Annotated in this window: 21 protein-coding genes; 16 read left to right on the forward strand and 5 right to left on the reverse strand. The window is 72.5% G+C overall.

Annotation, left to right across the window (positions count from 1 at the left end; translation table 11 throughout):
• Window positions 1-56: 56 nt before the first annotated feature.
• The gene (locus IH48_RS0112630; protein ID WP_030903054.1) at window positions 57-1,355 is read left to right on the forward strand and encodes an MFS transporter; all 1,299 of its coding nucleotides are present in this window, start codon (window positions 57-59) and stop codon (window positions 1,353-1,355) included.
• Between the two features lie 75 nt (window positions 1,356-1,430).
• Here IH48_RS0112630 and IH48_RS0112635 read toward each other — a convergent pair whose 3' ends face one another.
• The gene (locus IH48_RS0112635) at window positions 1,431-2,195 is read right to left on the reverse strand and encodes a FadR/GntR family transcriptional regulator (protein ID WP_107059288.1); all 765 of its coding nucleotides are present in this window, start codon (window positions 2,193-2,195) and stop codon (window positions 1,431-1,433) included.
• 431 nt (window positions 2,196-2,626) lie between these two features.
• On the opposite strand from IH48_RS0112635, the gene IH48_RS0112640 reads away from it, so the two are divergent.
• The 3 genes from IH48_RS0112640 to IH48_RS0112650 all read left to right on the forward strand — a co-directional run bounded on the left by IH48_RS0112640 (window position 2,627) and on the right by IH48_RS0112650 (window position 6,798).
• Window positions 2,627-3,742 carry an ABC transporter substrate-binding protein gene (locus IH48_RS0112640; RefSeq protein WP_030903056.1) on the forward strand — a complete coding sequence of 372 codons (1,116 nt, stop codon included), beginning with the start codon at window positions 2,627-2,629 and terminating at the stop codon, window positions 3,740-3,742.
• Between the two features lie 112 nt (window positions 3,743-3,854).
• A complete protein-coding gene (locus IH48_RS0112645; protein ID WP_030903059.1) occupies window positions 3,855-5,633 on the forward strand; it encodes an ABC transporter permease in 1,779 nt (592 codons plus the stop codon).
• 19 nt (window positions 5,634-5,652) lie between these two features.
• A complete protein-coding gene (locus IH48_RS0112650) occupies window positions 5,653-6,798 on the forward strand; it encodes an ABC transporter ATP-binding protein (protein ID WP_051839650.1) in 1,146 nt (381 codons plus the stop codon).
• Here the strand turns inward: IH48_RS0112650 and IH48_RS0112655 are convergent.
• The gene (locus IH48_RS0112655; protein ID WP_030903062.1) at window positions 6,776-7,489 is read right to left on the reverse strand and encodes a glycosyltransferase; all 714 of its coding nucleotides are present in this window, start codon (window positions 7,487-7,489) and stop codon (window positions 6,776-6,778) included. The genes IH48_RS0112650 and IH48_RS0112655 overlap by 23 nt on opposite strands.
• A 467-nt stretch (window positions 7,490-7,956) precedes the next feature.
• On the opposite strand from IH48_RS0112655, the gene IH48_RS0112660 reads away from it, so the two are divergent.
• From IH48_RS0112660 to argF, 8 genes are all read left to right on the forward strand, one after another.
• Complete coding sequence (locus IH48_RS0112660) at window positions 7,957-9,693, forward strand: APC family permease (RefSeq protein ID WP_078849668.1); 1,737 nt, start codon at window positions 7,957-7,959, stop codon at window positions 9,691-9,693.
• A gap of 51 nt (window positions 9,694-9,744) precedes the next feature.
• A complete protein-coding gene (locus IH48_RS0112665; RefSeq protein WP_030903067.1) occupies window positions 9,745-10,146 on the forward strand; it encodes a cell division protein SepF in 402 nt (133 codons plus the stop codon).
• Window positions 10,143-10,475, forward strand: coding sequence for a nucleotide pyrophosphohydrolase (locus IH48_RS0112670; RefSeq protein ID WP_030903069.1), 333 nt, complete (start codon window positions 10,143-10,145; stop codon window positions 10,473-10,475). Before IH48_RS0112665 ends, IH48_RS0112670 begins: the two co-directional genes overlap by 4 nt.
• Before the next feature lie 185 nt (window positions 10,476-10,660).
• A complete protein-coding gene (locus tag IH48_RS0112675; RefSeq protein ID WP_078849669.1) occupies window positions 10,661-11,197 on the forward strand; it encodes a DUF6099 family protein in 537 nt (178 codons plus the stop codon).
• Between the two features lie 49 nt (window positions 11,198-11,246).
• Complete coding sequence (locus IH48_RS0112680; RefSeq protein ID WP_030903073.1) at window positions 11,247-12,170, forward strand: LLM class F420-dependent oxidoreductase; 924 nt, start codon at window positions 11,247-11,249, stop codon at window positions 12,168-12,170.
• Window positions 12,171-12,185: 15 nt separating this feature from the next.
• Window positions 12,186-13,091: a homocysteine S-methyltransferase gene (gene mmuM, locus IH48_RS0112685; protein WP_030903076.1), complete on the forward strand. Its 906-nt coding sequence runs from the start codon at window positions 12,186-12,188 to the stop codon at window positions 13,089-13,091.
• Between the two features lie 109 nt (window positions 13,092-13,200).
• A complete protein-coding gene (locus IH48_RS0112690) occupies window positions 13,201-14,433 on the forward strand; it encodes an arginine deiminase (RefSeq protein ID WP_030903078.1) in 1,233 nt (410 codons plus the stop codon).
• 96 nt (window positions 14,434-14,529) lie between these two features.
• Window positions 14,530-15,534 (forward strand): ornithine carbamoyltransferase, encoded by a 1,005-nt coding sequence (gene argF / locus IH48_RS0112695; protein ID WP_030903080.1) that lies wholly within the window; start codon window positions 14,530-14,532, stop codon window positions 15,532-15,534.
• 46 nt (window positions 15,535-15,580) lie between these two features.
• Here argF and IH48_RS0112700 read toward each other — a convergent pair whose 3' ends face one another.
• Window positions 15,581-16,069 (reverse strand): ATP-binding protein, encoded by a 489-nt coding sequence (locus tag IH48_RS0112700; protein ID WP_234434225.1) that lies wholly within the window; start codon window positions 16,067-16,069, stop codon window positions 15,581-15,583.
• Window positions 16,070-16,245: 176 nt separating this feature from the next.
• On the opposite strand from IH48_RS0112700, the gene IH48_RS0112705 reads away from it, so the two are divergent.
• Both IH48_RS0112705 and IH48_RS0112710 read left to right on the forward strand, forming a co-directional pair.
• A complete protein-coding gene (locus IH48_RS0112705; protein ID WP_030903085.1) occupies window positions 16,246-17,073 on the forward strand; it encodes an enoyl-CoA hydratase family protein in 828 nt (275 codons plus the stop codon).
• A 4-nt stretch (window positions 17,074-17,077) separates the two neighbouring features.
• Window positions 17,078-19,450: a bifunctional salicylyl-CoA 5-hydroxylase/oxidoreductase gene (locus IH48_RS0112710; RefSeq protein ID WP_051839655.1), complete on the forward strand. Its 2,373-nt coding sequence runs from the start codon at window positions 17,078-17,080 to the stop codon at window positions 19,448-19,450.
• Here the strand turns inward: IH48_RS0112710 and IH48_RS0112715 are convergent.
• Together IH48_RS0112715 and IH48_RS0112720 are read right to left on the reverse strand one after the other, a co-directional pair.
• The gene (locus IH48_RS0112715; RefSeq protein ID WP_051839681.1) at window positions 19,371-20,282 is read right to left on the reverse strand and encodes a PaaX family transcriptional regulator C-terminal domain-containing protein; all 912 of its coding nucleotides are present in this window, start codon (window positions 20,280-20,282) and stop codon (window positions 19,371-19,373) included. The two genes, IH48_RS0112710 and IH48_RS0112715, sit on opposite strands and share 80 nt — an antisense overlap.
• A 37-nt stretch (window positions 20,283-20,319) precedes the next feature.
• Complete coding sequence (locus IH48_RS0112720; RefSeq protein ID WP_030903092.1) at window positions 20,320-21,945, reverse strand: AMP-binding protein; 1,626 nt, start codon at window positions 21,943-21,945, stop codon at window positions 20,320-20,322.
• A 98-nt stretch (window positions 21,946-22,043) separates the two neighbouring features.
• Between IH48_RS0112720 and IH48_RS0112725 the strand changes: the two genes are divergently transcribed.
• On the forward strand, window positions 22,044-23,159 hold the full coding sequence (locus tag IH48_RS0112725) for an acyl-CoA dehydrogenase family protein (RefSeq protein WP_030903093.1): 1,116 nt from the start codon (window positions 22,044-22,046) through the stop codon (window positions 23,157-23,159).
• Window positions 23,156-23,554, forward strand: a complete 399-nt coding sequence (locus IH48_RS0112730) for a RidA family protein (protein ID WP_030903095.1) — start codon at window positions 23,156-23,158, stop codon at window positions 23,552-23,554. The genes IH48_RS0112725 and IH48_RS0112730 overlap by 4 nt, the downstream gene beginning before the upstream one ends.
• Window positions 23,555-23,612: the final 58 nt, after the last annotated feature.

The raw sequence follows: 23,612 nt of genomic DNA on the forward strand, positions 1-23,612 counted from the left end.
CGGCGCCCCTCAAGGCGCGCGTGCTCACTCGCACGTACACGCAAGGACGCAAGCACGTGACACCCGAGACAGACCTGAGGGCAAAACCCGCGACGCGACGCTCGGCCGCCCTCAGCGGCCGGCACCTCCAGAGATGGCTGCACGTCAGCCTGCCGCTGCTGATCGCCTTCTCCGTCGCCCAGCTGAGCAAGTCCTCCATCGGCGTCATCGTCACCGACCACGCCTTCAGCCACCAGTTCGGCCTGGACAAGCATCCCGGCTCCGTCGGCTGGCTGACCAGCCTCTTCCTCTACGCCTACGGCATCGCGCTGTTCGGCTGGGGATTCGTGCTCAAGCGGCTCGGCCCGCGCAGGTCGATGCTCATCGGCACCGCGATCTGGGTCCTGGCCCTGGCCCTCCCGCCGTTCGTCAACAGCCTGAACGAGCTGTACGGCACCCGCATACTCCTCGCCGTGGGCGAGGCATGCTTCTACCCGGTCGCGCACACCCTGACCGCGCGGTGGTTCCCGATGCAGGAGCGGGCGCGCGCCAACGCCTCCTGGCTCTCCGGCATCTTCGTGGGGTCCGCGATAGGCAGTTCGCTGACCACCGTGATGATCTCCGGCACGGGGTGGCGGGTCACCTTCCTCACCCAGGCCGTCGTCGCCGCCCTCTTCGCCTTCTGCATCGTGCTCGTCCTCCTCCAGGACCGCCCCGAGGACGCGGGCGGCGTCAGCGACGAAGAGGTCAGGCACATCGAGGCGGACCGGTTCGAGAACACGACCACGGTGCCCAAGCGCGGCCCCGAGTCGCCGTTCCGCAACTACCGGTACTGGCTGACGATGCTGATGTACATCGGCACCAACGCGCCGTTCTACGGCCTGGTCACCTGGGTGCCGCTCTACCTGCGGCAGGCGCGGCACGTCACCCTCGGCAACATCGGGATCGTGCTGACCGTGGCCAACGTGCTGTCCATCGTGGTGATGGTGCTCGTGGGACGAGCCTCGGACCGCAAGGTCAAACGCGCGGGCTGGGCCGCGTGGGGGTTCGCGGTCGAGGGCGTCGGCATCGCCGGCACCGCACTGTTCGGCAACGCGGGCGTGGACAGCTTCTTCATCTTCCTCGGCCTGGCCGGCAACGCGTGGTGCGTGGTGACCAACTGGACGCTGCTGCACAGCCTGATGCCGACCCAAAAGACCGAGTACTCGAGCAGCCTCTTCTCGTCCCTGACCAACCTGGCCGGCGCCGCGCTGCCCGCGCTCATGGGCACGCTGCTCACCGCGACAGGCTCGTACACCGCCGGTTTCGGCGTGCTGTTCGTGTCCGTGATGATCTCGCTGGGCTGCTGCCTCGTGCTGCGCCCGCAGGGCTACTGACACCGCGCGCCGTGCACGTGGCGGCGCGCCGCGGGCGGGGCCGCGCGGCCGGGGTGGATCCGGCCGGCGGCTCCGTCACGCGCCCTTGGCGGGCACCTCGTCGAGGCAGAGGCGGTCGGCCGTGCGCGTCAGGTGCTCGCGCATGATCCGCTCGCCCGTCGCCACATCGCCCGAGCTCACCGCGGCGACGATCGCGCGGTGCTCGTCGAGCCCCCGGCGGCCCATCTCGGGCGCGGTGCTCTTCGCCTTGGCCAGCGACATCAGCAGCGGGCCGTGGAAGGACTGGACGAGCATCTCGAAGGCCGTGTTGTGCGTCGCCGCGGCAAGCCGCGTGTGGAACTCCGCGGACAGCGACACGTGGTAGTCGCCGCTGTCGAGCGCGGCCTCCTGGCGGTCGCAGATGGCGTTCAGCTCGGCGATGTCCTCCTCGTCGACGCTCTCGCACAGCAGCGGGATGATGCCGACCTCAAGCACCATGCGGACCTCGGTGACCTCCGTGGCCGTCACCGACGACAGCGTCAGCAGGTCGACGATGCTCGCGCCCACCCGGTCGCTGGTCGGCTGCGTGACGAACGCGCCGCCGTGGGCGCCCACCCGGATCTCCACCAGGCCGCCGGCCTCCAGGACGCGCAGGGCCTCGCGCACGGTGACGCGGCTGACACCGAAGCGCTCGCACATCTCACGCTCGGGTGGCAGGCGGTCCCCGGGGGTGAGCTTGCCCTCGTGGATGAGGGTCCGCACCTGGTCCACGATCAACGCGGAGATGCGGCGGTCGTTCACGGGGGTGAGGAGGCCGGCCTGCAGGCCGTCGTCCTTTGCGCTCGTTCGGCGCGCCGGCATAGGGAGTCCTTTCGCCATGTATTGACCGTCCTAGTTTACCGGATTACGGTAAGACCAATGATCCCCGCGAGCGGATGCGGTCTGCCCGGATTCCCGGCGCCGCGCGCATCCCGTCGCCCGCGCCGTCCGGTGTGCCCGCGCGTCCGCGGTCCGGGATTCTCCGCCGCCGTCGCCCGCATTCCTTCCGCCGTCGGGCACGCCCAGTGTCCCACGGCCCAACTTCCGCCCGCCCCGGGCATCCTGGGGTGTGTCGCGGCGCGCTGCGCCGCGCTCCATTTTCGGGGCAGGATCGCACAACTCCAGGGAAATCCCTGCGCTGCTCTTGCAATGGTCATACCCTCAGCCCAGAATGACACTTGTTTTTCGGCGAGGCCCCACGAAAGACACCCACCGGTCGGGTTCCCACGGGGCCTTCGACTGGAGGTGACGGAATGCGTCGACGTGGCGCACCGCACGCACCACGGGCCCTGCTGACGACACTCCGTTCCCCCGTACGGACCTCTGGCGCACTGCTGCTCGCCGGCACCCTGACGGCCTGCGGCACGGCTGGCGGAGGCGGCGCCGTCACCGAGGTGGCCCCGGCGAAGCAGCCCGGCCAACTGCTCGCGCAGGCGAGGAAGGAGGGCAAGCTGCTGTGGTACACGACGTTCGCCGACGACGACGTCGCGGAGATGGTCTCCGCGTTCGAGAAGACCTACCCGGGCGTGAAGGTGGAGGCACTCCGCCTCAGCGCGGACAAACTTCCCTCGCGGCTCGTCACCGAGCAGCGGGGCGGCAAGTTCAACGCCGACGTGATCTCGGCCGACTCGGAGCCCGTCTACCAGCTGATCAAGGTCGGCACTCTCGCGCCGTACCGCGTACCCGAGATCCCCCCGCTGCCGCCGCAGCTCGAGGACCTGCCCGACGGCTACCGCAACGTCGTGTACGTCAACACCAGCACCATCGCCTACAACCCCCAGGCGGTTGCGGCGCAGCACCTGCCCGTGCCCACCGAGCTCGCCGACCTGACCAAGCCCGCCTGGAAGGGCCGGTTCTCCATCGACCCCAAGGCCATCAACTGGTACGAGGGGCTCATCTCGGCGATGGGCCACGACAAGGCGCTGCGACTGGTCAAGAAGCTCGGCGACAACGAGCCGCGGCTCGTCGAGAGCCACACCCAGTCGCTCACCGAGGTCCAGGGCGGCGAACCCGCCGCCGTCGCCAACGCCTACGGTTACAAGGCCGCTGCGCTGAAGGAGAAGACACCCGAGCGCCTGGCGTTCTCCAACCCGAACCCGCTGCCGTCCGCCGCCGTCCTCGAGGAACTCGCGAAGAAGGCGCCCCACCCCGCCGCCGCGAAGCTCTTCATCGACTGGATCATGTCGAAGGAAGGGCAGCGGAAGGTCGTGTCCATCACCAACCACGTGTCCCTGAGCGACCTGGCACACGACGACCCCACGGTGTGGAACGAGAAGAAGTGGAAGCCCGCCTGGTCCACACCGGTCATCGAACCCGACAAGTACAACATCCTGCTGCAGGAGTACCAGAAGGCTCTGCACGCCATCTGACCGGACCACGCGGCACCCGTGCCGCACGGCGCGCCCCCACCGTGCCCCCTCTTCGCCCGTCGGGCCCGCCACCACCGGGCCCGGTCCCACATCCTCCGAGGACGGCCAAGCCATGAGCCTGCTCAGTCGCTCGCGTCCAGCGCCACCCCCGACCCGTGGCACCCCGCGTCCCGCCGGCGCCTCCCGCATCGTCGCCTGGTTCCGCAATCCGCGGAACATCCTGCTGGCCGTCGTGGCCCTCGTGGTCGCCTACCTGGCCGTCGTACCCGCGGGCACGATGGCCGTGGCCAGCCTCCAGTCGTCCTTCCTCTCGGCCGACAAGGTCTCGTGGACCCTGCGCCACTACAGCGAGACGCTCGGCACCTCCGACTTCTGGGCCCTCGTCGGCAACTCCTTCGCCTATGCCGCCGCGACCGCGGTGGTCTGCACCGTGGTGGGTTTCGGACTCGCCTACCTCGTCTCCCGCACGAACACACCGGCCAAGTTCTTCGCGCAGATCGCCGCGCTCGTCCCGCTGATCATCCCCGGCATCCTCAACACCGTCGCGTGGGCGCTGCTGTTCGCGCCCCGCACGGGCGCCCTCAACGTCCTGCTGCGAGACGTCCACCTGCCGGCATTCGACATCTACTCGCTCGCCGGCATGGTCCTCGTCCAGTCCATGCACGTCACACCGGTCGCGTTCCTGATGGGCACCGCTGCCTTCGGCAACATGGACTCCTCGCTCGAAGAGGCTGCACTCAGCTCGGGCGCGCCGCCGTGGCGCGTGTTCCGCACCATCACCGCACGGCTGATCAGGCCGGCCGTGATGTCCGCCGCGCTGCTGATGTTCGTGCAGACCATCTCGACGTTCGAGGTGCCGCAGCTCATCGGCGTCCCCGGGCACAAGTTCGTCTTCGTCAGCCGCATATACAACGCACTGCAGCAGTTCCCCACCGACTACGGCACGGTCGGCGTCATCGGCGTCTTCATCCTCGCCGTCGCCAGCGTCGGCCTCTACTTCTCCCGCAGGCTCGGCGGCTCGGGCGCGGAGACGCAGACCATCACGGGCAAGGGCTTCAGGCCCACCTCCATCGACCTCGGCCGCTGGAAGTGGCTGGGCCTGGCCGCGTTCGTCGTCTTCTTCGTCGTGGCCGTCGCGCTGCCGCTGCTGATGCTGGTGTGGTCGTCCCTGCTGCCCGGATACCAGCCGCCGTCGCTGTCCGCCCTGCACCGCCTCACCCTGTCCAACTACAGCGCCGTCCTGCACACCCCGGCACTGACCAAGTCCGTCACCAACAGCCTGATCACCGCGGTCCTCGCCGGTGCCATCGTCACCGTGCTCAGCTCGCTCGTCGCCTACATCACCATCAAGACCAAGGCGCGCGGCCGCGGCCTGCTCGACGGGCTCGCCACCGTGCCCATCGCGGTGCCCAGCGTCGTCATGGGCGTAGGCATCCTCTACTGGTACCTGACGGCGCCCCTGCCGTTCCACCTGTACGGCACACTGACCATCCTCGTCATCGCGTTCGTCACGATCGGCCTGCCCTACGGCATGCGCTACATCGTCCCCGGCATCGCCCAGATCAAGGACGAGTTGGAGGAGGCGGCGGCCGTCAGCGGCGCGTCCTGGACCCGCACCTTCCGGCGCATCTACGTACCGCTGCTGGCCCCCTCGCTGCTCGCGGCGTTCCTCTACACCGTCATCGTCGCGTTCCGGGAGATCTCGGCCGCGATCTTCCTCTACACCCAGGACACGCAGGTGGTGTCGGTGACCATCTACACCGAGTGGGCGAACGGCAGTTACCCGATCGTGGCCGCGCTCGGCGTCCTCATCGTCGTCTTCCTGGCCGTGATCGTCGGCCTCGTCACCCTCGTCACCAGGAAGACCGGGCTGAACCGGAACCGCCACTGAGCGCTCGAAGGAGAGTCTCGTGATCGAAATACGCGGACTGATCAAGCGATTCGAAGGCAAGGCGGTCACCCGCAACGCCGTCGACGGCATCGACCTCACGGTGCCGGAAGGGCAACTGGTCACCCTGCTCGGCCCCAGCGGCTGCGGCAAGACCACCACCCTTCGCCTCATCGCGGGCCTTGAGCGGCCCGACGCGGGCGAGATCCGCATCGGCGGCAAGGTCGTCTACTCGTCCGACGACCACGTCTATGTCGGTGTGCACCAGCGGCCGATCGGTGTGGTGTTCCAGTCGTACGCCGTGTGGCCCCACATGACGGCCGTCCAGAACGTGATGTTCCCCCTGCGCTCCGGGCAGAAGAAGCTGCCCGTGCCCGAGGCGCGCCGCAAGGCCATGGAGGCGCTCGACCTGGTCGGCCTCGCCGACCTCGCCGACCGGCCCGCGCCCGCGCTCTCCGGAGGGCAGCAGCAGCGCGTCTCCCTCGCCCGCGCCCTCACCAGGGAACCCGAGGTGCTGCTGCTCGACGAGCCGTTGTCCAACCTCGACAAAGGGCTGCGCGACCGGGTGCGCGACGAGATCCGCGCGGTGCAGCAACGCCTCGGCATCACCACGGTGTTCGTCACCCACGACCAGGACGAGGCGCTCGCCGTCTCGGACGAGGTCATCCTGATGGAGTTCGGCCGCATCGTGGAGCGCGGCCCCGCACAGCAGGTCTACGCCCGGCCGCGCAGCGAGTTCACCGCCCGGTTCATGGGCATCTCCAACAGCCTGCCCGGCTCGGTCACCACCTGCGGCGACGGCCTCGCGGACATCGCGCTCGCCCATGGCGACCTGCGCTGCGTGGCCGCGGGCGAGCTGGCCGAGGGGGACCGGGTCAACGTCTTCGTCAGGCCGGAGAGCCTGTCGCTGTCCCGCAAGGACTCCACCGGGCGCGGCTGGAAGGGCACCGTCGAGTTCTCCATCTACCACGGCGACTGCTGGGACTACCACGTGCGCGTCGGCGACACCCTGCTGCGCTCGCGCATCTACAAGGAGAAGGTCGGCCTGTCCCACGGCGACCCGGTGTTCGTCTCGCCCGACGAGGAGACCGCCATCGCCATCCCGGCGGGGACCGGGGCGGTGGGAGCCCCGGACGCCATGCCGCTCAGCCGTTCGCGAGCGACGTGAGGAAGGCGCCGAAGCCGTGCGGCGCGCGGGAGTCGACACGGCCCGACGTCAGCACCGGGCACGTGTCCGTGCGCAGGATCCGCCGGCCCGCGCGCTCCAGCTGCGTGACCAGGCGCCTGTCCTCGCTGTGGGCGAGCGGCGGGAACCCGCCCGCCGCCAGGTAGGGCGCGGCCGCCACACCGAGGTTGGCCCCGTGCACGTGCGGGTGGCGCCAGGCGCCGGGACCCGGCGGACGGTCCGCGAAGTAGTGCGCGTCGTGCCGCGCGGCCGTCGTCGCGCTCAGCGGCGGGTGCGGCGCCAGCCGTACGGTGCCGACGACGCAGTCCCACCCCTGGCGCGCGTGGTGCAACTGGTGCGCGAGCCAGCGCGGCGGCACGACCGTGTCCGCGTCCGTCGTCGCGAGCCACAGGCCGTCGCCGTACGCGGACAGCAGCCGCAGCGCCGCGGCTGCGCCACTCGCCCGCGCCCTGCCGACATTGCGGAACGCCGCGCGGACCACGTACGCGCCCGCCGCCTCGGCGACCGCGACCGTGCCGTCCGTGCACGCGTCGGCGACGACCACGAGCAGCACGGGCAGGCCTGCCGCCTCGGGGTGGCGGGCCGCCGCCCGCAGCGAGTGCAGTGTCGCGGTCAGCGACGCGCCCTCCTCGTGTGCCGGCACGACCACGGCACACGCGGTGGGCGCCGTCACGCCGTCCCCTCTTCCGCCCGGGCCGCCTGGCGAGGATCACCCGGCCGGCGGGCGGCCGGCCGGGTCCCTGGACGGGCCGGCAGGGCCACCGCGGGGCCGTGCGCGGACCGGCCGACGGGCAGTGCGGTCGTCTCGGCGGTCACCATGCCTCCAGGGACGGGAGAAGACGTAACAGCGGCTTTCGATCCGCCTCGGCCCGCGGAGCTCGTACCTCAGGAGGCGGGGCGGCTTCATGCCGGAGCTCGAAGGTCTCACGGCGGAAGGCGCCCCACCACTCGCCACGGGCGGACACTGTTCGAACGGGCGTGCGTTGACGCTCGGGGCGCGGGCACGGACCCCCGCCGGCGGCGCCGGCGCCCGTACGCGGACACACCGGTCGTTTCCGCACCCCGTGCCGCGTTCCCTGCTCCCCGCGAGGCGTCGTCCGTGCCAGGCTGGGCACGCTCACTGGCTGGAGCAGGCGCCCCATGCGCCCGCCGAGGCCCGGGAACGGACCACCGTACGAGGGGACCGGCCACGTGTCGTCGAAGCCACCGCCCGCGGAGACCGCCCCGGGCACGCCGGGCGTGCCGGACGCGCTGTCGCAGGAGCACCGGCTCAAGCGCGATCTCGGCTTCTGGGGCCTGACCGCCATCGGGTTCTCCAACATCCTCGGCTCCGGCTGGCTGTTCGCGGCGCTGTACGCGTCGCAGACCGCGGGCCCCGCCGCCCTCCTGTCCTGGGTCGGGGCCGGCGTGCTGTGCGCGCTCGTCGCGCTCGTCATGGTCGAACTGGGCGCCACCCGCCCCGAGGGCGGCGGCACGGCGCGCTGGCCCCTGTACGCGAGCGGGCGGCTCGTCGGCACGATGATCGGCTGGTCGGTGCTGCTCTCCGTCGGCGGTACCGCGGCCGAGATCAGCGCGATCATGCAGTACGCGGCCCACTACGTGCCCGGCATCTACAAGGGCGGCTCCCTCACCGGCTCGGGCCTCGCGCTCGCCGCCGGTCTCAGCGTGCTGCTCACCGCGCTCAACTGGTTCGCGGTGCGGCTGTTCGCCCGGCTCAACAACCTGGTCTCGCTGCTCAAGGTGATCATTCCGCTCGTCACGGTGGTGGCCCTGTTCCTGTCGGGCACGCACGCCGGCCGCCTCACCGACCCGGCCCACGGCGGGTTCGCGCCGTACGGCTACGCGGCCTGCCTCACCGCGCTGGCCGGCGGCGGCATCGTCTACTCCGTCAACGGCTTCCAGGCGCCGCTCGACTTCTCCGGCGAGGCCCGCAGGCCGCGCCGTACCGTGCCCGCGGCCGTGCTCACCGGCATCGGGCTCGCCGTGTTCGTCTACCTCCTGCTGCAACTCGCCTTCCTCTATACGGTTCCGGGCGCGGACCTCGCACACGGATGGCAGGGCGTCAGCTTCGACTCGCCGTTCGGGCAGCTCGCGCTGGTCCTCAACCTCCAGTGGCTCGCCGCGCTGCTCTACGCCGACGCCGTGATCTCGCCCGGCGGATCGGCCTACGTGGGTGTGGCCATCGACGCACGGCACACCTACGCGCTCGCGAAGAACGGGCTGCTGCCCCGGTTCTTCATGCGCATCGACCCGCGCTCGGGAGCGGCGCGGCGCGCCCTGGTGCTCAACCTCGCGGTGATCGTCGTCTTCCTGCTGCCGTTCGGTGGCTGGCAGCAGATCGTCAGCGTGATGGGGGACATGTACCTGCTGATCTATGCGGCGTCGGCGGTCGCGGTCGCCGTCTTCCGCGCGCACGAGCGCGAGGGCGAGCGCGGACGCGTGGGCGGGGACGGTGCTGCGCGGCGGGTGGCGCATGTGCCGAGGAAACCGGGCCAGATGCCGGGGATGCGGTGGATCGCGCCCGTCAGCTTCGTCGTGTCGAGCGAGTTCGTCTACTGGTCCGGGTGGCACAGCCTCCGCCTGGCGCTGCCGTTCGTCCTCCTCGGACTCCCGATGTTCCTGCTGCTGCGGCGCACCCCGGGCGAACTCCCGCGCCGGGTCGAGCTGCGGCAGGGCGCGTGGCTCGTCTGCCTCCTCGCCGTGCTGACCCTGCTGTCCTGGCTCGGCTCGTTCGGCGGCTCGGGGCGGCTGCCGGCGCCGTACGACTCGGTGGTGGTCGCGCTGGTGGCGCTCGCCGTCTTCGCGTGGGCGGTCCGCGCGGGCGCCGGCCATCTCCGCGCCGCGCCGGCCCGTGTCGCTGATGGGCTGAACGGGTGACTCGGGGGAGGATGGCCGGATGCAGACACAGCACACGGGCGGGGTGATTCGGTGAGCCGCTACGACAGGTACGAGTACGACGTCACCGACGAGCAGTGGGAGGGCCTGGCCCAGGTGGTACCGCTGCGCAACCGCGACGAATGGCCCTCGCGGGTCGATCACCGCACCGTTCCCCAGGACATGGCGGAGGAGCAGCGGCGGTTCGTGGTGCTGAGGGTCCAGGTGTTCGCGGACGCCCGCGAGGTGGCCGAGCACCTGATGGCCCAGATCCCCGTGCTGCTCGACCTGACGGCGGCCGACATCGACGTCGCCAAGCGCATCCTGGACTTCAGCAGCGGGGTCGTGTTCGGGCTCGGCAGCGTGATGCACCGGGTCGACAAGAACGTCTTCCTGCTCGCGCCGGTCGGCACGGAGGTGGAGGGCGCGGCGGCCGCGGCGGTGCCCGGCTCGTGACGGAACGCTCGCTCGACGTGAGGGGCCTGCAGCGCAGACTCGCCGAGTTCGCCGCGGCGCGCGACTGGGGCCAGTACCACACGCCGAAGAACCTGGCGGCCGCGCTGAGCGTGGAGGCGTCCGAACTGCTGGAGATCTTCCAGTGGCTGACGCCCGAGCAGTCCGCCGGGGTCATGGCGGACCCGGAGAGCGCGCACCGCGTCGACGACGAGGTGGCCGACGTGCTGTCCTACCTGCTCCAGTTCTGCGAGGTACTCCGCATCGATCCGCTGGCGGCTGTCGCCGCCAAGATCGAACGCAACGAGGGGCGGTTCCCGCCGGCGTCCTGACCTCCCTGCGGCGGTCAACCGGAGCCGGTCAACCGGAGCCGGGCCTGAGCCCGTCCAGGGTGATGGAGTTGTCCACAATCCCGCTCTTGTCCACAGATGTGCCGATGCCTCTGCACGCGCTGCTCGCCATCCGTCACGCTGGGTGGTGTCAGAAGGAACCGGCGTGCTGAAGGGCGGGGCGTGGGATGGACGCTGTACGGATCGCGGAGGCGGGCAGGGGCGCATTGGCGCTGAGCGGCACTACCGCTGAGGTGGTGGCCGAGGCCTGGCAGGCGCAGGCCCTGGCGCAGGCGGTCGGGCTGCGGCTGGCCGCCGAGGCGCCGCCGCGCGAGCGGACGGCGGCGTGCGAGCTGGCCGACGCGGGGGAACGGGGGTGCGGCCCGGTCGGGCACGCGGCGCTGCGTGCCACGGGCGGGGTCAGGGCGGAGGCGCTGACGGGCCCGGTGCACCCCCGGGCGGCGTTGTCCGCGCTCGGTCTGCTGCTCGAAGAGGTCGGAATGGCGCTCGTGGCCGTCGCCACCGCCGCGGACGACGCCTGGGTCTACTGGCAGTGCGTCGAGGCGATCGACGCCGCCGCGGAGTCGGGCGACCGAGCGACGGTCCTGCTCGGGCTGGTGGCGGGACGGGAGCGCGAGCCGGAGCCGTGCGAGCGGCACGGGCCGGGGCCGCCGCGCGGCGGCAGGGTGCGGCGGGAGCCTCCGGCGCGGGGCGTCGCGGGATGACCGGGGCGCGCGGGCAGGCCGCCCCGGGGGAAGGTGCAGGATGGGGAACATGGATCTCCGTATCTTCACCGAGCCCCAGCAGGGGGCCACGTACGACACCCTTCTGCGCGTCGCCAAGGCGACCGAGGACCTCGGATTCGATGCCTTCTTCCGCTCGGACCACTATCTGCACATGGGCGATGCGGACGGGCTGCCCGGGCCGACCGACGCCTGGATCACACTTGCGGGACTCGCCAGGGAGACGAAGCGGATCCGGCTCGGCACGCTGGTCACTGCGGCCACGTTCCGGCTGCCCGGCGTGCTCGCCATCGAGGTCGCCCAGGTCGACCGGATGTCCGGCGGCAGGGTGGAGCTGGGGCTCGGCGCGGGCTGGTTCGAGCAGGAGCACCAGGCGTACGGCATCCCGTTCCCCGGGAACCGCTTCGACCGCCTGGAGGAGCAACTGGCCGTGGTGACCGGCCTGTGGGCCACGGAGGTGGGCAAGACCTTCTCGTACGAGGGCGCCCACTACCGGCTGACCGACTCGCCGGCGCTGCCCAAGCCGGCCCAGGCCAAGCCGCCGGTGATCATCGGCGGGCACGGCGCCAAGCGCACGCCGCGCCTCGCGGCGCGCTACGCGGACGAGTTCAACATGCCGTTCGCCTCGATCGAGGACACGGAGCGGCAGTTCGGCAGGGTACGGGCGGCCGCCGAGGAGGCCGGGCGGAGTGCGGACGACCTGGTGTACTCCAACGCCCTGGTGATCTGTGTCGGCAAGGACGACGCGGAGGTGGCCCGCAGGGCCGCCTTCCTCGGCAGGGAGGTGGGCGAACTCAAGGAGAACGGCCTCGCGGGCTCGCCCGCCGAGGTGGTCGACAAGATCGGCAGGTACGCGGCGGCCGGCTCGCGGCGGATGTACCTCCAGACGATGGACCTCGACGACCTGGACCACCTGGAGCTCGTCGCCTCCCAGGTCGCGCCCCAGCTCGGCTGAGGGGAGCGGGGAACCGTGCGGCCCGTCCGCCCGCTCGCCGCGGCGCTGGCCGAGCGGACCGTCGTCCTGGACGGCGGCCTGTCCAACCAACTCGCCGCGCAGGGCTGCGATCTGTCGGACGCGCTGTGGTCCGCGCGGCTGCTGGTGGACGAGCCGGAGCAGATCACGGCGGCCCACACGGCGTACGTGCGGGCGGGCGCCCGGGTGCTGATCACGTCCAGCTACCAGGCCACTTTTGAGGGGTTCGCGCGCCGCGGCGCCGGGCCCGGGCAGGCGGCGCGGCTGCTGGCCCGCAGCGTGGATTCGGCGCGCACGGCGGGGGAGACGGTGGGGGAGGAGGTGTGGGTCGCCGCGTCCGTCGGCCCGTACGGCGCCATGCTCGCCGACGGGTCCGAGTACCGGGGCCGCTACGGGCTGACGGTGCGGGAGCTGACTCGCTTCCACCGGCCCAGGATCGAGGCACTCGCCGCGGCAGGGCCCGACGTTCTCGCGCTGGAGACCGTTCCCGACACCGACGAGGCGGAAGCGCTGCTCGCGGCGGTACGCCCCACCGGGGTGCCGGTGTGGCTCTCCTACACCGTCGTGGGCGGACGGACCCGGGCGGGCCAGCCGCTCGCCGACGCCTTCTCCCTGGCCAGGGGGGATGAGCAGGTGATCGCGGTGGGCGTCAACTGCTGCGCGCCCGGCGACGCCGAGCGCGCCGTGGAGGTCGCCGCCGAGGTCACGGGCAAGCCGGTCGTGGCCTACCCCAACAGCGGTGAGGGGTGGGACGCGGCATCCGGCCTCTTCCACGGCCGCGCCACGTTCGACGCCTCGCTGGTGCGGGCGTGGCGGGCCGCGGGAGCCCGTCTCGTGGGCGGCTGCTGCCGCGTGGGCCCCGGGGCGATCGCCCAGGTCGCCGCGGCCGTGGCCAGTCCCTGACCGTCGGCCGCGGGTGTGCGGGGGCCGACGGCCGGCCGTGCGAGGTGGGCGCGTGGATTACGGGCACCTCCCGGGGGTGAACGGGGCGCCCCGCGGTCAGGATGGAGGCATGAGCTTCCATGTCGACTCAGAGACCGGGCGGCTGCGCCGCGTCATCCTGCACCGCCCCGGCCTCGAACTGAAGCGGCTGACTCCGGGGAACGCGGACACGCTGCTCTTCGACGACGTGCTGTGGGTGCGCCGAGCGCAGGAGGAGCACGACGGCTTCGCCGCGCTCCTGCGGGAGCGCGGCGCCGAGGTGCACCTCTTCGGCGACCTGCTGCGCGAGTCGCTGGAGATCCCCGCGGCCCGGAGCCTGGTGCTCGACCGGGTCTTCGACGAGAAGGAGTACGGCCCACTCGCGATCCGCCACCTCAGGGCCGCGTTCGACGAGCTGGACACCGCCCAGCTGACCGAGGCGCTGATCGGCGGTGTGACCAAGCGGGAGTTCCTCGCGGACCACGCGGAGCCCACCTCGGTGCGCTTCCACGTCATGGAGCAGGACGACTTCCTGCTCGACCCGCTGCCCAACCACCTCTTCACCCGTGACACCTCGGCCTGGATCTACGACGGGGTCTCCATCAACGCCATGCGCTGGCCCGCCCGGCAGCGCGAGACCGTGCACTTCGAGGCGATCTACAAGCACCATCCCCTCTTCACCGGCCCCGGCGCCGGCCCCTTCCACCACTGGTCGGAGGGGCAGGACGACTACCCGTCCACCATCGAGGGCGGAGACGTTCTGGTGCTCGGCAGGGGCGCCGTCCTGATCGGCATGAGTGAGCGCACCACGCCGCAGGCCGTGGAGATGCTGGCCCGCGGCCTGTTCGCCGCGGGCTCGGCCACCACGATCGTCGCGCTCGACATGCCGAAGCGCCGCGCGTTCATGCACCTCGACACGGTGATGACGATGGTCGACGGCGACACGTTCACCCAGTACGCGGGCCTCGGCATGCTCCGCTCGTACACCATCGAGCCCGGCGACGGGGGTGATGAGCTGAAGGTCACCGACCACCCTCCCGAGCACATGCACCGGGCGATCGCGGCGGCGCTCGGCCTGGACGCGATCCGGGTGCTCACCCCCACCCAGGACGTGCACTCCGCGGCGCGCGAGCAGTGGGACGACGGGTGCAACGTGCTCGCCGTCGAGCCCGGTGTCGTCGTCGCCTACGAGCGGAACTCCACCACCAACGCGCACCTGCGCAAGCAGGGCATCGAGGTGATCGAGATCCGCGGCAGCGAGCTGGGCCGGGGCAGGGGCGGGCCGCGCTGCATGAGCTGCCCGGTCGAGCGGGACGCGGTCTGAATCGGCGGCTTCCGCGCCTCCCCTCTGTATAGCCATACGATGTTTCGTATATAGTCTCACTCGTTCCGTCGTCGCCGATCCCGCAGGAGCAGTCCCATGGCCATCCACCTCCCGGGCCGCCACTTCCTCAAGGAGCTGGACTTCACGGCCGAGGAGTTCCGAGGCCTGGTCGGTCTGGCCGCCGAGCTGAAGGCCGCCAAGAAGGCGGGTGCCGAGGTGCAGCGACTGCGCGGCAGGAACATCGCGTTGATCTTCGAGAAGTCCTCCACGCGTACGCGGTGCTCCTTCGAGGTGGCAGCCGCCGACCAGGGCGCCTCGACCACGTACATCGACCCGGCGAGCTCGCACATCGGCGCCAAGGAGTCCGCGAAGGACACAGCCCGGGTCCTCGGTCGGATGTTCGACGGCATCCAGTACCGCGGGGACGCCCAGGCGATCGTCGAGGAGCTCGCCGCATACGCGGGTGTGCCCGTGTTCAACGGCCTCACCGACGACTGGCACCCGACCCAGATGCTCGCCGACGTGCTCACCATGACCGAGCACTGCGCGAAGCCCCTCACCGGCATCAGCTTCGCCTACCTGGGCGACGCCCGCTTCAACATGGGCAACTCCTACCTGGTCACAGCGGCGCTGCTCGGCATGGACGTGCGGATCGTCGCACCGCGCGCGTTCTGGCCCGGCGACGAGGTCGTCGGCGCGGCGCGCGAGGCCGCCGAGGTCAGCGGGGCCCGGCTGTCCCTGACCGAGGACATCGCGGAGGGCGTCGCGGGCGCCGACTTCGTCGTCACCGACGTCTGGGTGTCCATGGGCGAACCGAAGGAGGTCTGGGACGTGCGGATAGCGGCGCTCGCCCCGTACGCGGTGACGATGGACGTGCTGCGCGCCACCGGCAACCCGGACGTGAAGTTCCTGCACTGCCTGCCGGCCTTCCACGACCTGGGCACCGAGGTCGGCCGCGAGATCCACGAGCGGTACGGCATGCGTGAGCTCGAGGTCACCGACGAGGTCTTCGAGTCGGAGCACTCGGTCGTCTTCGACGAGGCGGAGAACCGGCTGCACACCATCAAGGCCGTCCTCGTCGCCACGATGGGCGACGCGTAGCGGCGCGCGGGCGCCTCCCTCGGGGCCGGGCTTCCTCCGCGTCTCGTCAGATGTGCCGCGGCCGCGACGCCTGCCGGGGGATCGCCGGCGACGGCAGGCCGTCTTCCGGCGCCGCGTGCTCGGGCAGCGTGAACCACAGCGCCTTGCCGCCGCCGTCGGTCGGCCGGTGCCCGCACTCCGCGCTGAGCGTGCGGATCAGCAGCAGCCCGCGTCCGTCCTCCTGCCAGGGGTCGGGCATGGCGGCCGGGCCCGGCCTGGCCAGTCCGCGCGGCGGCTCGGGGTCGGTGTCGTGCACCTCGACGCGGCAGCATCCGGCCGTGTCCACCGAGACCACCAGCCGTATCGGCTCGTCGCCCGCCGTGTGCTCCACCGCGTTCGCCACCAGTTCCGCCGTCAGCAGCTCCGCCGTGTCCGCGTCGGCGGCCCCTTCGCGGGTCGCGAGCGCGGCCCGCACCAGCGCACGCGCCATCGGCACTGCCGCGGGCGAGTGCGGCAGTGCGATGTGCCAGGGGGAACGGCGTGGACTGTCGGACAAAGCGATCCGGTTCCTGGACGGTGGCTGACGTTATCGGAGGCTAAAGGCGGCGCTCGGGAAGCGACAACAGGTCCGTCATGGGACGTGTGCCACATATCGGCACTGCAAGTATCGCGCAGCCGTGACGATGGTCACAAAGCGGTGATAGCGTATCCGCATCCGCCGAAGGAGGCTCCATGAGCCCGTTCACCGGCTCCACGCCCCGCACCGAGACCTGGCGACACCTGCGGCTGACCCGGCAGGACGGCGTCATGACCGTCACCCTCGACCGGCCGGACAAGCTCAACGCGCTCACCTTCGGCGCCTACGCCGACCTGCGGGATCTGCTCGCCGAACTGTCACGCGAGCGCTCAGTGCGCGCGCTGGTCCTCGCCGGCGAGGGCAGGGGCTTCTGCTCGGGCGGCGACGTGGACGAGATCATCGGTGCCACCCTCGCGCTCGACACCGCCGGGCTCCTCGACTTCAACCGGATGACGGGCCAGGTGGTGCGCGCCCTGCGGGAGTGCCCGTTCCCGGTCGTCGCCGCCGTGCACGGGATCGCCGCGGGCGCCGGCGCCGTACTCGCGCTCGCCGCGGACTTCCGGATCGCCGACCCGTCGGCCAGGTTCTCCTTCCTCTTCACGCGCGTCGGCCTGTCCGGTGGCGACATGGGCGCCGCGTACCTGCTGCCGCGCGTGGTCGGCCTCGGCCACGCCACCAGACTGCTGATGCTCGGCGAGCCGGTGCGGGCGGCCGAGGCCGAACGCATCGGCCTGATCAGCGAGCTCACCGAAGCGGGCGGCGCCGGGGAGCGCGCCGCGGCACTCGCCCGCCACCTCGCCGACGGCCCCGCCCTCGCCTACGCGCAGACCAAGGCGCTGCTCACCGCCGAGCTCGACATGCCGCTCGCCGCCGCCGTGGAGATGGACGCGAGCACGCAGGCGCTCCTGATGAACAGCGCCGACTACGCCGAGTTCCACGCGGCCTTCACCGGCAGGCGGGACGCCCACTGGCAGGGGCGGTGACGGCATGGACGGCGGCCCGCGCAGCGTCGCGGTCATCGGCGGCGGGCCCGGCGGCCTGTACGCGGCGGCCCTGCTCGCCCGCCGCGACCCCGGGCGCGACATCACCGTCTGGGAGCGCGGCGCGCCCGACGCCACGTTCGGCTTCGGCGTCGTGCTGTCCGACGAGACGCTCGGCGGCATCGAGCACGCCGACCCCGTGGTGTACGCGGCGCTTGAGGACGCGTTCGTGCGCTGGGACGAGATCGGCATCACCCACCGCGGCACGACCCTCGTCTCCGGCGGCCACGGCTTCGCCGCCCTCGACAGGCGCCTGCTCCTCGCCATCCTCCAGGACCGCTGCACACAGCTCGGCGTCGACCTGCGCTTTCGCACCCAGGCGCCGTCCGCCGCCGAACTGGCCGGCCACTACGACCTGGTGATCGCCGCCGACGGGGCGGGCAGCGCCACGCGCGCCGCCCACGCGGACGTCTTCCGCCCGACCGTCACCCGGCACCGCAACCGCTACATCTGGCTCGCCGCCGGCACCGCGTTCGACACCTTCCGCTTCGACATCGCGGAGACCGAGTACGGCGTCATGCAGCTGCACGGCTACCCGTACGCGAGGCCGGTGCCCGGCGGGCCCGCAGCCGCCGCGAGCACCGTCATCGTGGAGATGCGCGAAGAGGTCTGGCGCGCCGCCGGTTTCGACGCGCTCGGCGAACGGGAGTCCGCCGAGCGGTGCGCGAAGATCTTCGCCGACGCGCTCGGCGGCCGGCCGCTGCGTTCCAACGACTCCGCCTGGACGGCGTTTCGCACCGTCGTCTGCCGGCGGTGGAGCCACGGCAGCACCGTCCTGCTCGGCGACGCCGCGCACACCGCCCACTTCTCCATCGGCTCAGGAACCAAACTCGCCGTCGAGGACGCCCTCGCCCTCGCCGCCTGCGTGGAGGAGCAGCCGGGCACGGACGCCGCCCTGGCCGCGTACGAGGCCGAGCGCAGGCCCGCCGTCGAGTCCACCCAGCGCGCCGCGGCGGCCAGCCTGCGCTGGTTCGAGCAGCTCGCCGGCTACACCGATCAGCCGCCGCGCCGATTCGCCTTCGGCCTGCTCACCCGGAGCCGTCGGGTCACCCACGGGAACCTTCGGCTGCGGGACCCGGTGTTCGTGCGCACCGTCGAGGACGAGTTCGGCTGCCCGCCTGGCACGCCGCCGATGTTCACGCCGTTCCGGCTCGGTGCCACGGAGCTGCGCAACCGCGTGGTGGTGTCCGCCATGGACATGTACCGGGCACGTGACGGCGTTCCCGGCGACTTCCACCTCGTCCACCTCGGCGCCCGCGCACTCGGCGGCGCCGGGCTCGTCATGACCGAGATGGTGTGCGTGAGCCCCGAGGGGCGCATCACGCCGGGCTGCACCGGCCTCTACACCGACGAGCAGGCCGCGGCCTGGCGCAGGATCACCGGCTTCGCACACGCTGAGTCGCCCGGAGTCGTTCTCGGCGTCCAGCTCGGCCACTCGGGCCGCAAGGGCTCCACCCGGTTGATGTGGGAGGGCATGGACGAGCCGCTGCCCGCAGGGAACTGGCCGTTGGCCGCCGCGTCCCCGCTGCCGTACAGGACCGGCGTCAGCCAGACCCCCGCCGAACTCGACGAGGACGGGCTCGCAGCCGTCCGCGGCCAGTTCGCAGCGGCGGCGGGCCGCGCCGCCGACGCCGGCTTCGACGTGCTCGAACTGCACTGCGCCCACGGCTACCTGCTGTCAGGGTTCCTTTCGCCGCTGACCAACCGCCGCACCGACCGGTACGGCGGCGACCTCGCGGGGAGGCTGCGCTACCCCCTCGAGGTCTTCGACGCCGTGCGCGCCGCCTGGCCCGCGGGCCGGCCCATGACCGTCCGCATCTCCGCCGCGGACTGGGCCCCGGGCGGCACGTCGCCCGGGGAAGCCGTGGAGATCGCCCGTGCCTTCGCCGCGCACGGCGCCGCCGCGATCGACGTGTCCACGGGCCAGGTCGTCGCCGACGAGCAGCCCGAGTTCGGCCGCTCCTACCAGACGCCCTACGCCGATCTGATCCGCAACACCGCGAACGTACCGGTCATCGCCGTCGGCGCCATCTCCTCCTGGGACGACGTCAATTCGCTGCTGCTGGCCGGCCGCGCCGACCTGTGCGCCCTCGCCAGGCCCCACCTGTACGACCCGCACTGGACCCTGCACGCGGCGGCAGAGCAGGGCTACGCGGGGCCGGCAGCGCCCTGGCCCCTGCCGTACGCGGCGGGCAGCCGCAAGCCGCCCGACGGGCGGGACAGCACGCCGAAACCGCGCCTCAGCCCCGGCCCGGCTGCGGTCGCCGGTGCCGTGCCGCCCGCCGCGCGAGCTCCCCGCGCACCTGGCGCACGTGGCTGAGCGCGGGCCCGCGCAGCAACTCGTGGAGGTGGAGGAAGACATCCGACGACCGCTCGCCCGGCCAGCGCGCCGGCAGCAGGGCCACCGGCAGCCCCGGGTCCGCGTAGGGCAGCCGCCGCCACGCGTCCAGCGCGAGCAGGTGGTCGCGGTACGCGTCGGCGGCGGGGCGCGCCGGCCGCTCCTGCCATGACCGCAGCACCGGCTCGTGGCGGCGCAGGAACTCCGCGTGCAGCCCGGCGAGCGCGTCGAGGTCCCACCAGCGGGCCACCGCCTCCGCGGTCGCCGCGTACCCCAGGTGCTCTCCACGGAAGAGGTCGACGTACCCGTCGAGGCCCAGCCTGCGCAGCGTGTGTGTCGCCTCGTCGAGGACCCGTCCCGGCGCGATCCACACCCCGGGCGCCACCGTCCCGAAGCCGAGGCCGCCGAGCCGCGAACGGAGCAGGTGGCGCTTGCTGCGCTCGGCCTCCGGTACCGAGAAAACCGCGAGGACCCACCCGTCCGACAGCCGCCGCCGCGGCAGCGTGAAGATCCGCTCGTCGCCGTCGTCCAGCACCTGGCGCGCCTCGGCCGACAGCGCGTAACCCGCCGACCCGTCCGGAGCGCGCTGTGCCAAGAGCAGGCCGCGCCGCTTCAGCCGGGACACGGACGAGCGCACCGACGGCGCGTCCACGCCGAGGCCCTCCATCAGCCGGATCAGTTCGGCCACCGCGAGCGCCGCGCCGCCCGGCGCGCGGCCGTACGCCCCGTACAGGGTGACGATCAGGGACCGCGGCGTGTGCGGCGCGGCGGGCGGGACGCCCTGGTCCTGCCGCTCCCGCTGCCCGCGGGACACGTGCTCCTCGCGCGGTTCGTGCTGCTCAGCCACGTGGTCACTGTAGTTCCCTGAGCAGGAAGCGCTGCAGCTTGCCGGTGGCCGTGCGGGGGAGCGCGTCGAGGAAGACCACCGCGCGCGGGCTCTTGTACGGCACGAGCCGGTCGCGCACGAAGTCCTTGAGCGCCCGCGCCGTGGCCTCGTCGCGCACCACACCGTCGCGTACCACCACGTACGCGGCGACGATCTGCCCGCGCCGCTCGTCCGGGCGGCCGACCACGGCGGCCTCGGCCACGTCCGGGTGGGCGAGCAGCGCGTCCTCGACCTCCGGTCCCGGCACGTTGTAGCCCGCCGAGATGATCATGTCGTCCGCGCGGGCCACGTAGCGCAGGTAGCCGCCGGCCTCGCGCACATAGGTGTCGCCGGTGATGTTCCAGCCCTGCTTCACGTAGTCGCGCTGGCGCGGATCCGTGAGATAGCGGCAGCCCACCGGGCCGCGCACCGCGAGCATGCCGGGCTGCCCGTCGGGCACCTCCGCCCCCGCGCCGTCGACGATCCTGGCCTGCCAGCCGGGCACGGGCAGGCCGGTCGTGCCCGGTCTGATCGCGTCGTCCGCCGCGGAGACGAAGATGTGCAGCAGCTCGGTCGAGCCGATGCCGTTGACGATCTTCAGCCCGGTCCGCTCGTACCAGGCCCGCCAGGTCGCGGCAGGCAGGTTCTCGCCGGCGGACACGCAGCGCCGCAGCGAGCCGGTGTCGTACGCGCCGGGGTGCGCCGTCAGCTCGTCCAGCATCGCGCGGTACGCGGTGGGCGCGGTGAACAGGACCGACACCCGGTGCTCGGAGACCGCCGCGAGCAACTGGCGCGGATGCGCCTCCTCAAGGAGCAGCGACGACGCGCCGGCCCGGAGCGGGAAGACGACCAGGCCGCCGAGGCCGAAGGTGAAGCCGAGCGGCGGGCTGCCCGCGAACACGTCGTCCGGCTCGGGCCGCAGCACGTGGCGCGAGAACGTGTCGGCGATCGCGAGCACGTCGCGGTGGAAGTGCATGCACCCCTTCGGCCTGCCGGTGGTGCCCGAGGTGAACGCGATGAGCGCCACGTCGTCCGCCGCCGTGCTGACCGCCTCGTAGGGGCCGTGCGGCGCGGCGGCGAGCGCCAGCAGGTCCCCGGGGCCCTCGCCGCCGTACGGCGTGATCCGCAGCCCCGGTACCCCCGCGGCGGCCAGGGCGTCCACGCACCTGGCGTCGCACAGGGCGTGCGAGACGCGGGCGATCGAGCACATCGCGGCCAGCTCGGCCGGCCGCGCCTGCGCGAGCACCGTCACGGCCACCGCCCCGGCCTTCATCACCGCCAGCCAGCACGCTGCGAGGTACGGAGTGGTCGGGCCGCGCAGCATGACGCGGTTGCCGGGCACGACGCCGAGGCGTCCGGTCAGCACATGAGCGATCGCGTCGACCCGCTCGCGCAGCCGGCCGTACGACCAGACCTCGCCGGACGCGGTGCGCAGCGCGGGCCGCTCGTCACCGTGCGCGGGCGCGGCCGGGTCCAGCAGGGCCGAGCCGCAGTTCACCCGGGCGCCTGGCGCCCGCTCCCGCGGGTCGAGCAGCAGTACGGGCCATTCACCGAACGGCGGCAGACCGTCGCGCGTGAAGGTGTCGACGTGGGCCGAGGGCGTCAGCTCCATGATTCGCCCCTCATCCTCTCGGGGTCGCCCCACGAGCGTATCGTGAGAGTGACGACAGTCAACGGTCCGCGATAGAAGCGTTGGAAACGGGGCCCCGGATGTCCGCATTCTCGCTCGATCCGGTACAGACCGCGCGGTGCGAGGAGGTGCGCGCCCTGGCGGCCGGACGGCTGCGCACGATCGCAGGGCAGGGCACGCCCGGCCGGGTGAACCGGCCGCTCGTCGCCGCCCTCGGGGACCTCGGGCTGCTGGGCCAGGTGTTCGGCGCGAGCGCGCTCGACCTGTGCCTGCTGCGTGAATCCCTCGCCTACGGCTGCACGGAGGCGGAGACGGCCCTCGCCCTCCAGGGCCTCGGTGCCGCCGCCATCGCCCAGGCCGGCACCGAGAGCCAGCGCGGGCGGTGGCTGCCCCCGGCCGCGGCGGGCTCGGCGGTCGCGGCCTTCGCACTGAGCGAGCCCGGCGCCGGGTCGGACGCCGCCGCCCTCGCACTCGCGGCCTCCCGCGACGCATCAGCCGGCGGCTGGCGCCTGAGCGGCGAGAAGTGCTGGATCTCCAACGCGCCCGAGGCCGACTTCTACACGGTCTTCGCCAGGACGGGGCCCGAGCATGGCGCCCGCGGCATCACGGCCTTCCTCGTCCCCGGCGACCGCCCTGGCCTGACCGGCGAGCCGATCGAGATGCTCTCGCCCCACCCCATCGGCTCGCTCGCTTTTGACGGCGTGCCCGTGACGCCGGACGACGTGCTCGGCGAGACCGGCGGCGGGTTCCGCGTGGCCATGAACGCGCTCAACCTCTTCCGGCCCAGCGTCGGCGCGTTCGCCGTCGGCATGGCGTCCGCCGCGCTCGACGCCACCCTCGCGCACACGGCCGCACGCACCGCGTTCGGCGGGCCGCTGAAGGACCTGCAGACCGTCGCGCACCAGGTCGCCGAGATGGCCACACGGACGGAGGCCGCCCGCCTCATGGTCCACGCGGCAGCCGCCGCGTACGACGCGCGGGCCGCGCACGTACCACGCACGTCCGCCATGGCCAAGCTGTTCGCCACCGAGACCGCGCAGTACGTCGTCGACGCGGCCGTGCAACTGCACGGCGCCCGCGCGCTGCGCGCCGGGCACCTCCTCGAACACCTCTACCGTGAGGTACGCGCTCCCCGCATCTACGAGGGCGCCAGCGAGGTCCAGCGCACCATCATCGCCAAGGAGCTTTACGCATGAGCCTGGAGCGCATCAACCCCGGCGAACTCTCCCCGGCCACGGGCTTCTCGCACGCGGTGACCGCGAAGGGCGGCACGGTGGTGTTCCTCGCCGGCCAGACCGCCCTGGACGCCGGCGGCGCGCTCGTCGGCACGGCGCTGACGGAGCAGTTCGAGACGGCGCTCACCAACCTGCTGGACGCGCTGGCGGCGGCGGGCGGCGCGCCCGCCGACCTGGCGAGGGTCACGGTCTACGCCACGGACATCGCCGATTACCGGGCGAACTCCCGCGAGCTCGGCCGCATCTGGCAACGGCTCGCGGGCCGCGACTATCCGGCGATGGCCGTCGTAGGAGTCGTCAGGCTCTGGGACGAGCAGGCCCTCGTGGAACTGGACGGCATCGCGGTCCTGCCCTGAGGGCTGCTGTCGGGCGTCCGCGCCTCGGCGTCCAGCGCACGTGCCCGCACGAGCTGTT

Origin of the sequence: Streptomyces sp. NRRL F-5126 (genome assembly GCF_000721265.1) — a bacterium.
Classification (GTDB): Bacteria; Actinomycetota; Actinomycetes; order Streptomycetales; family Streptomycetaceae; genus Streptomyces.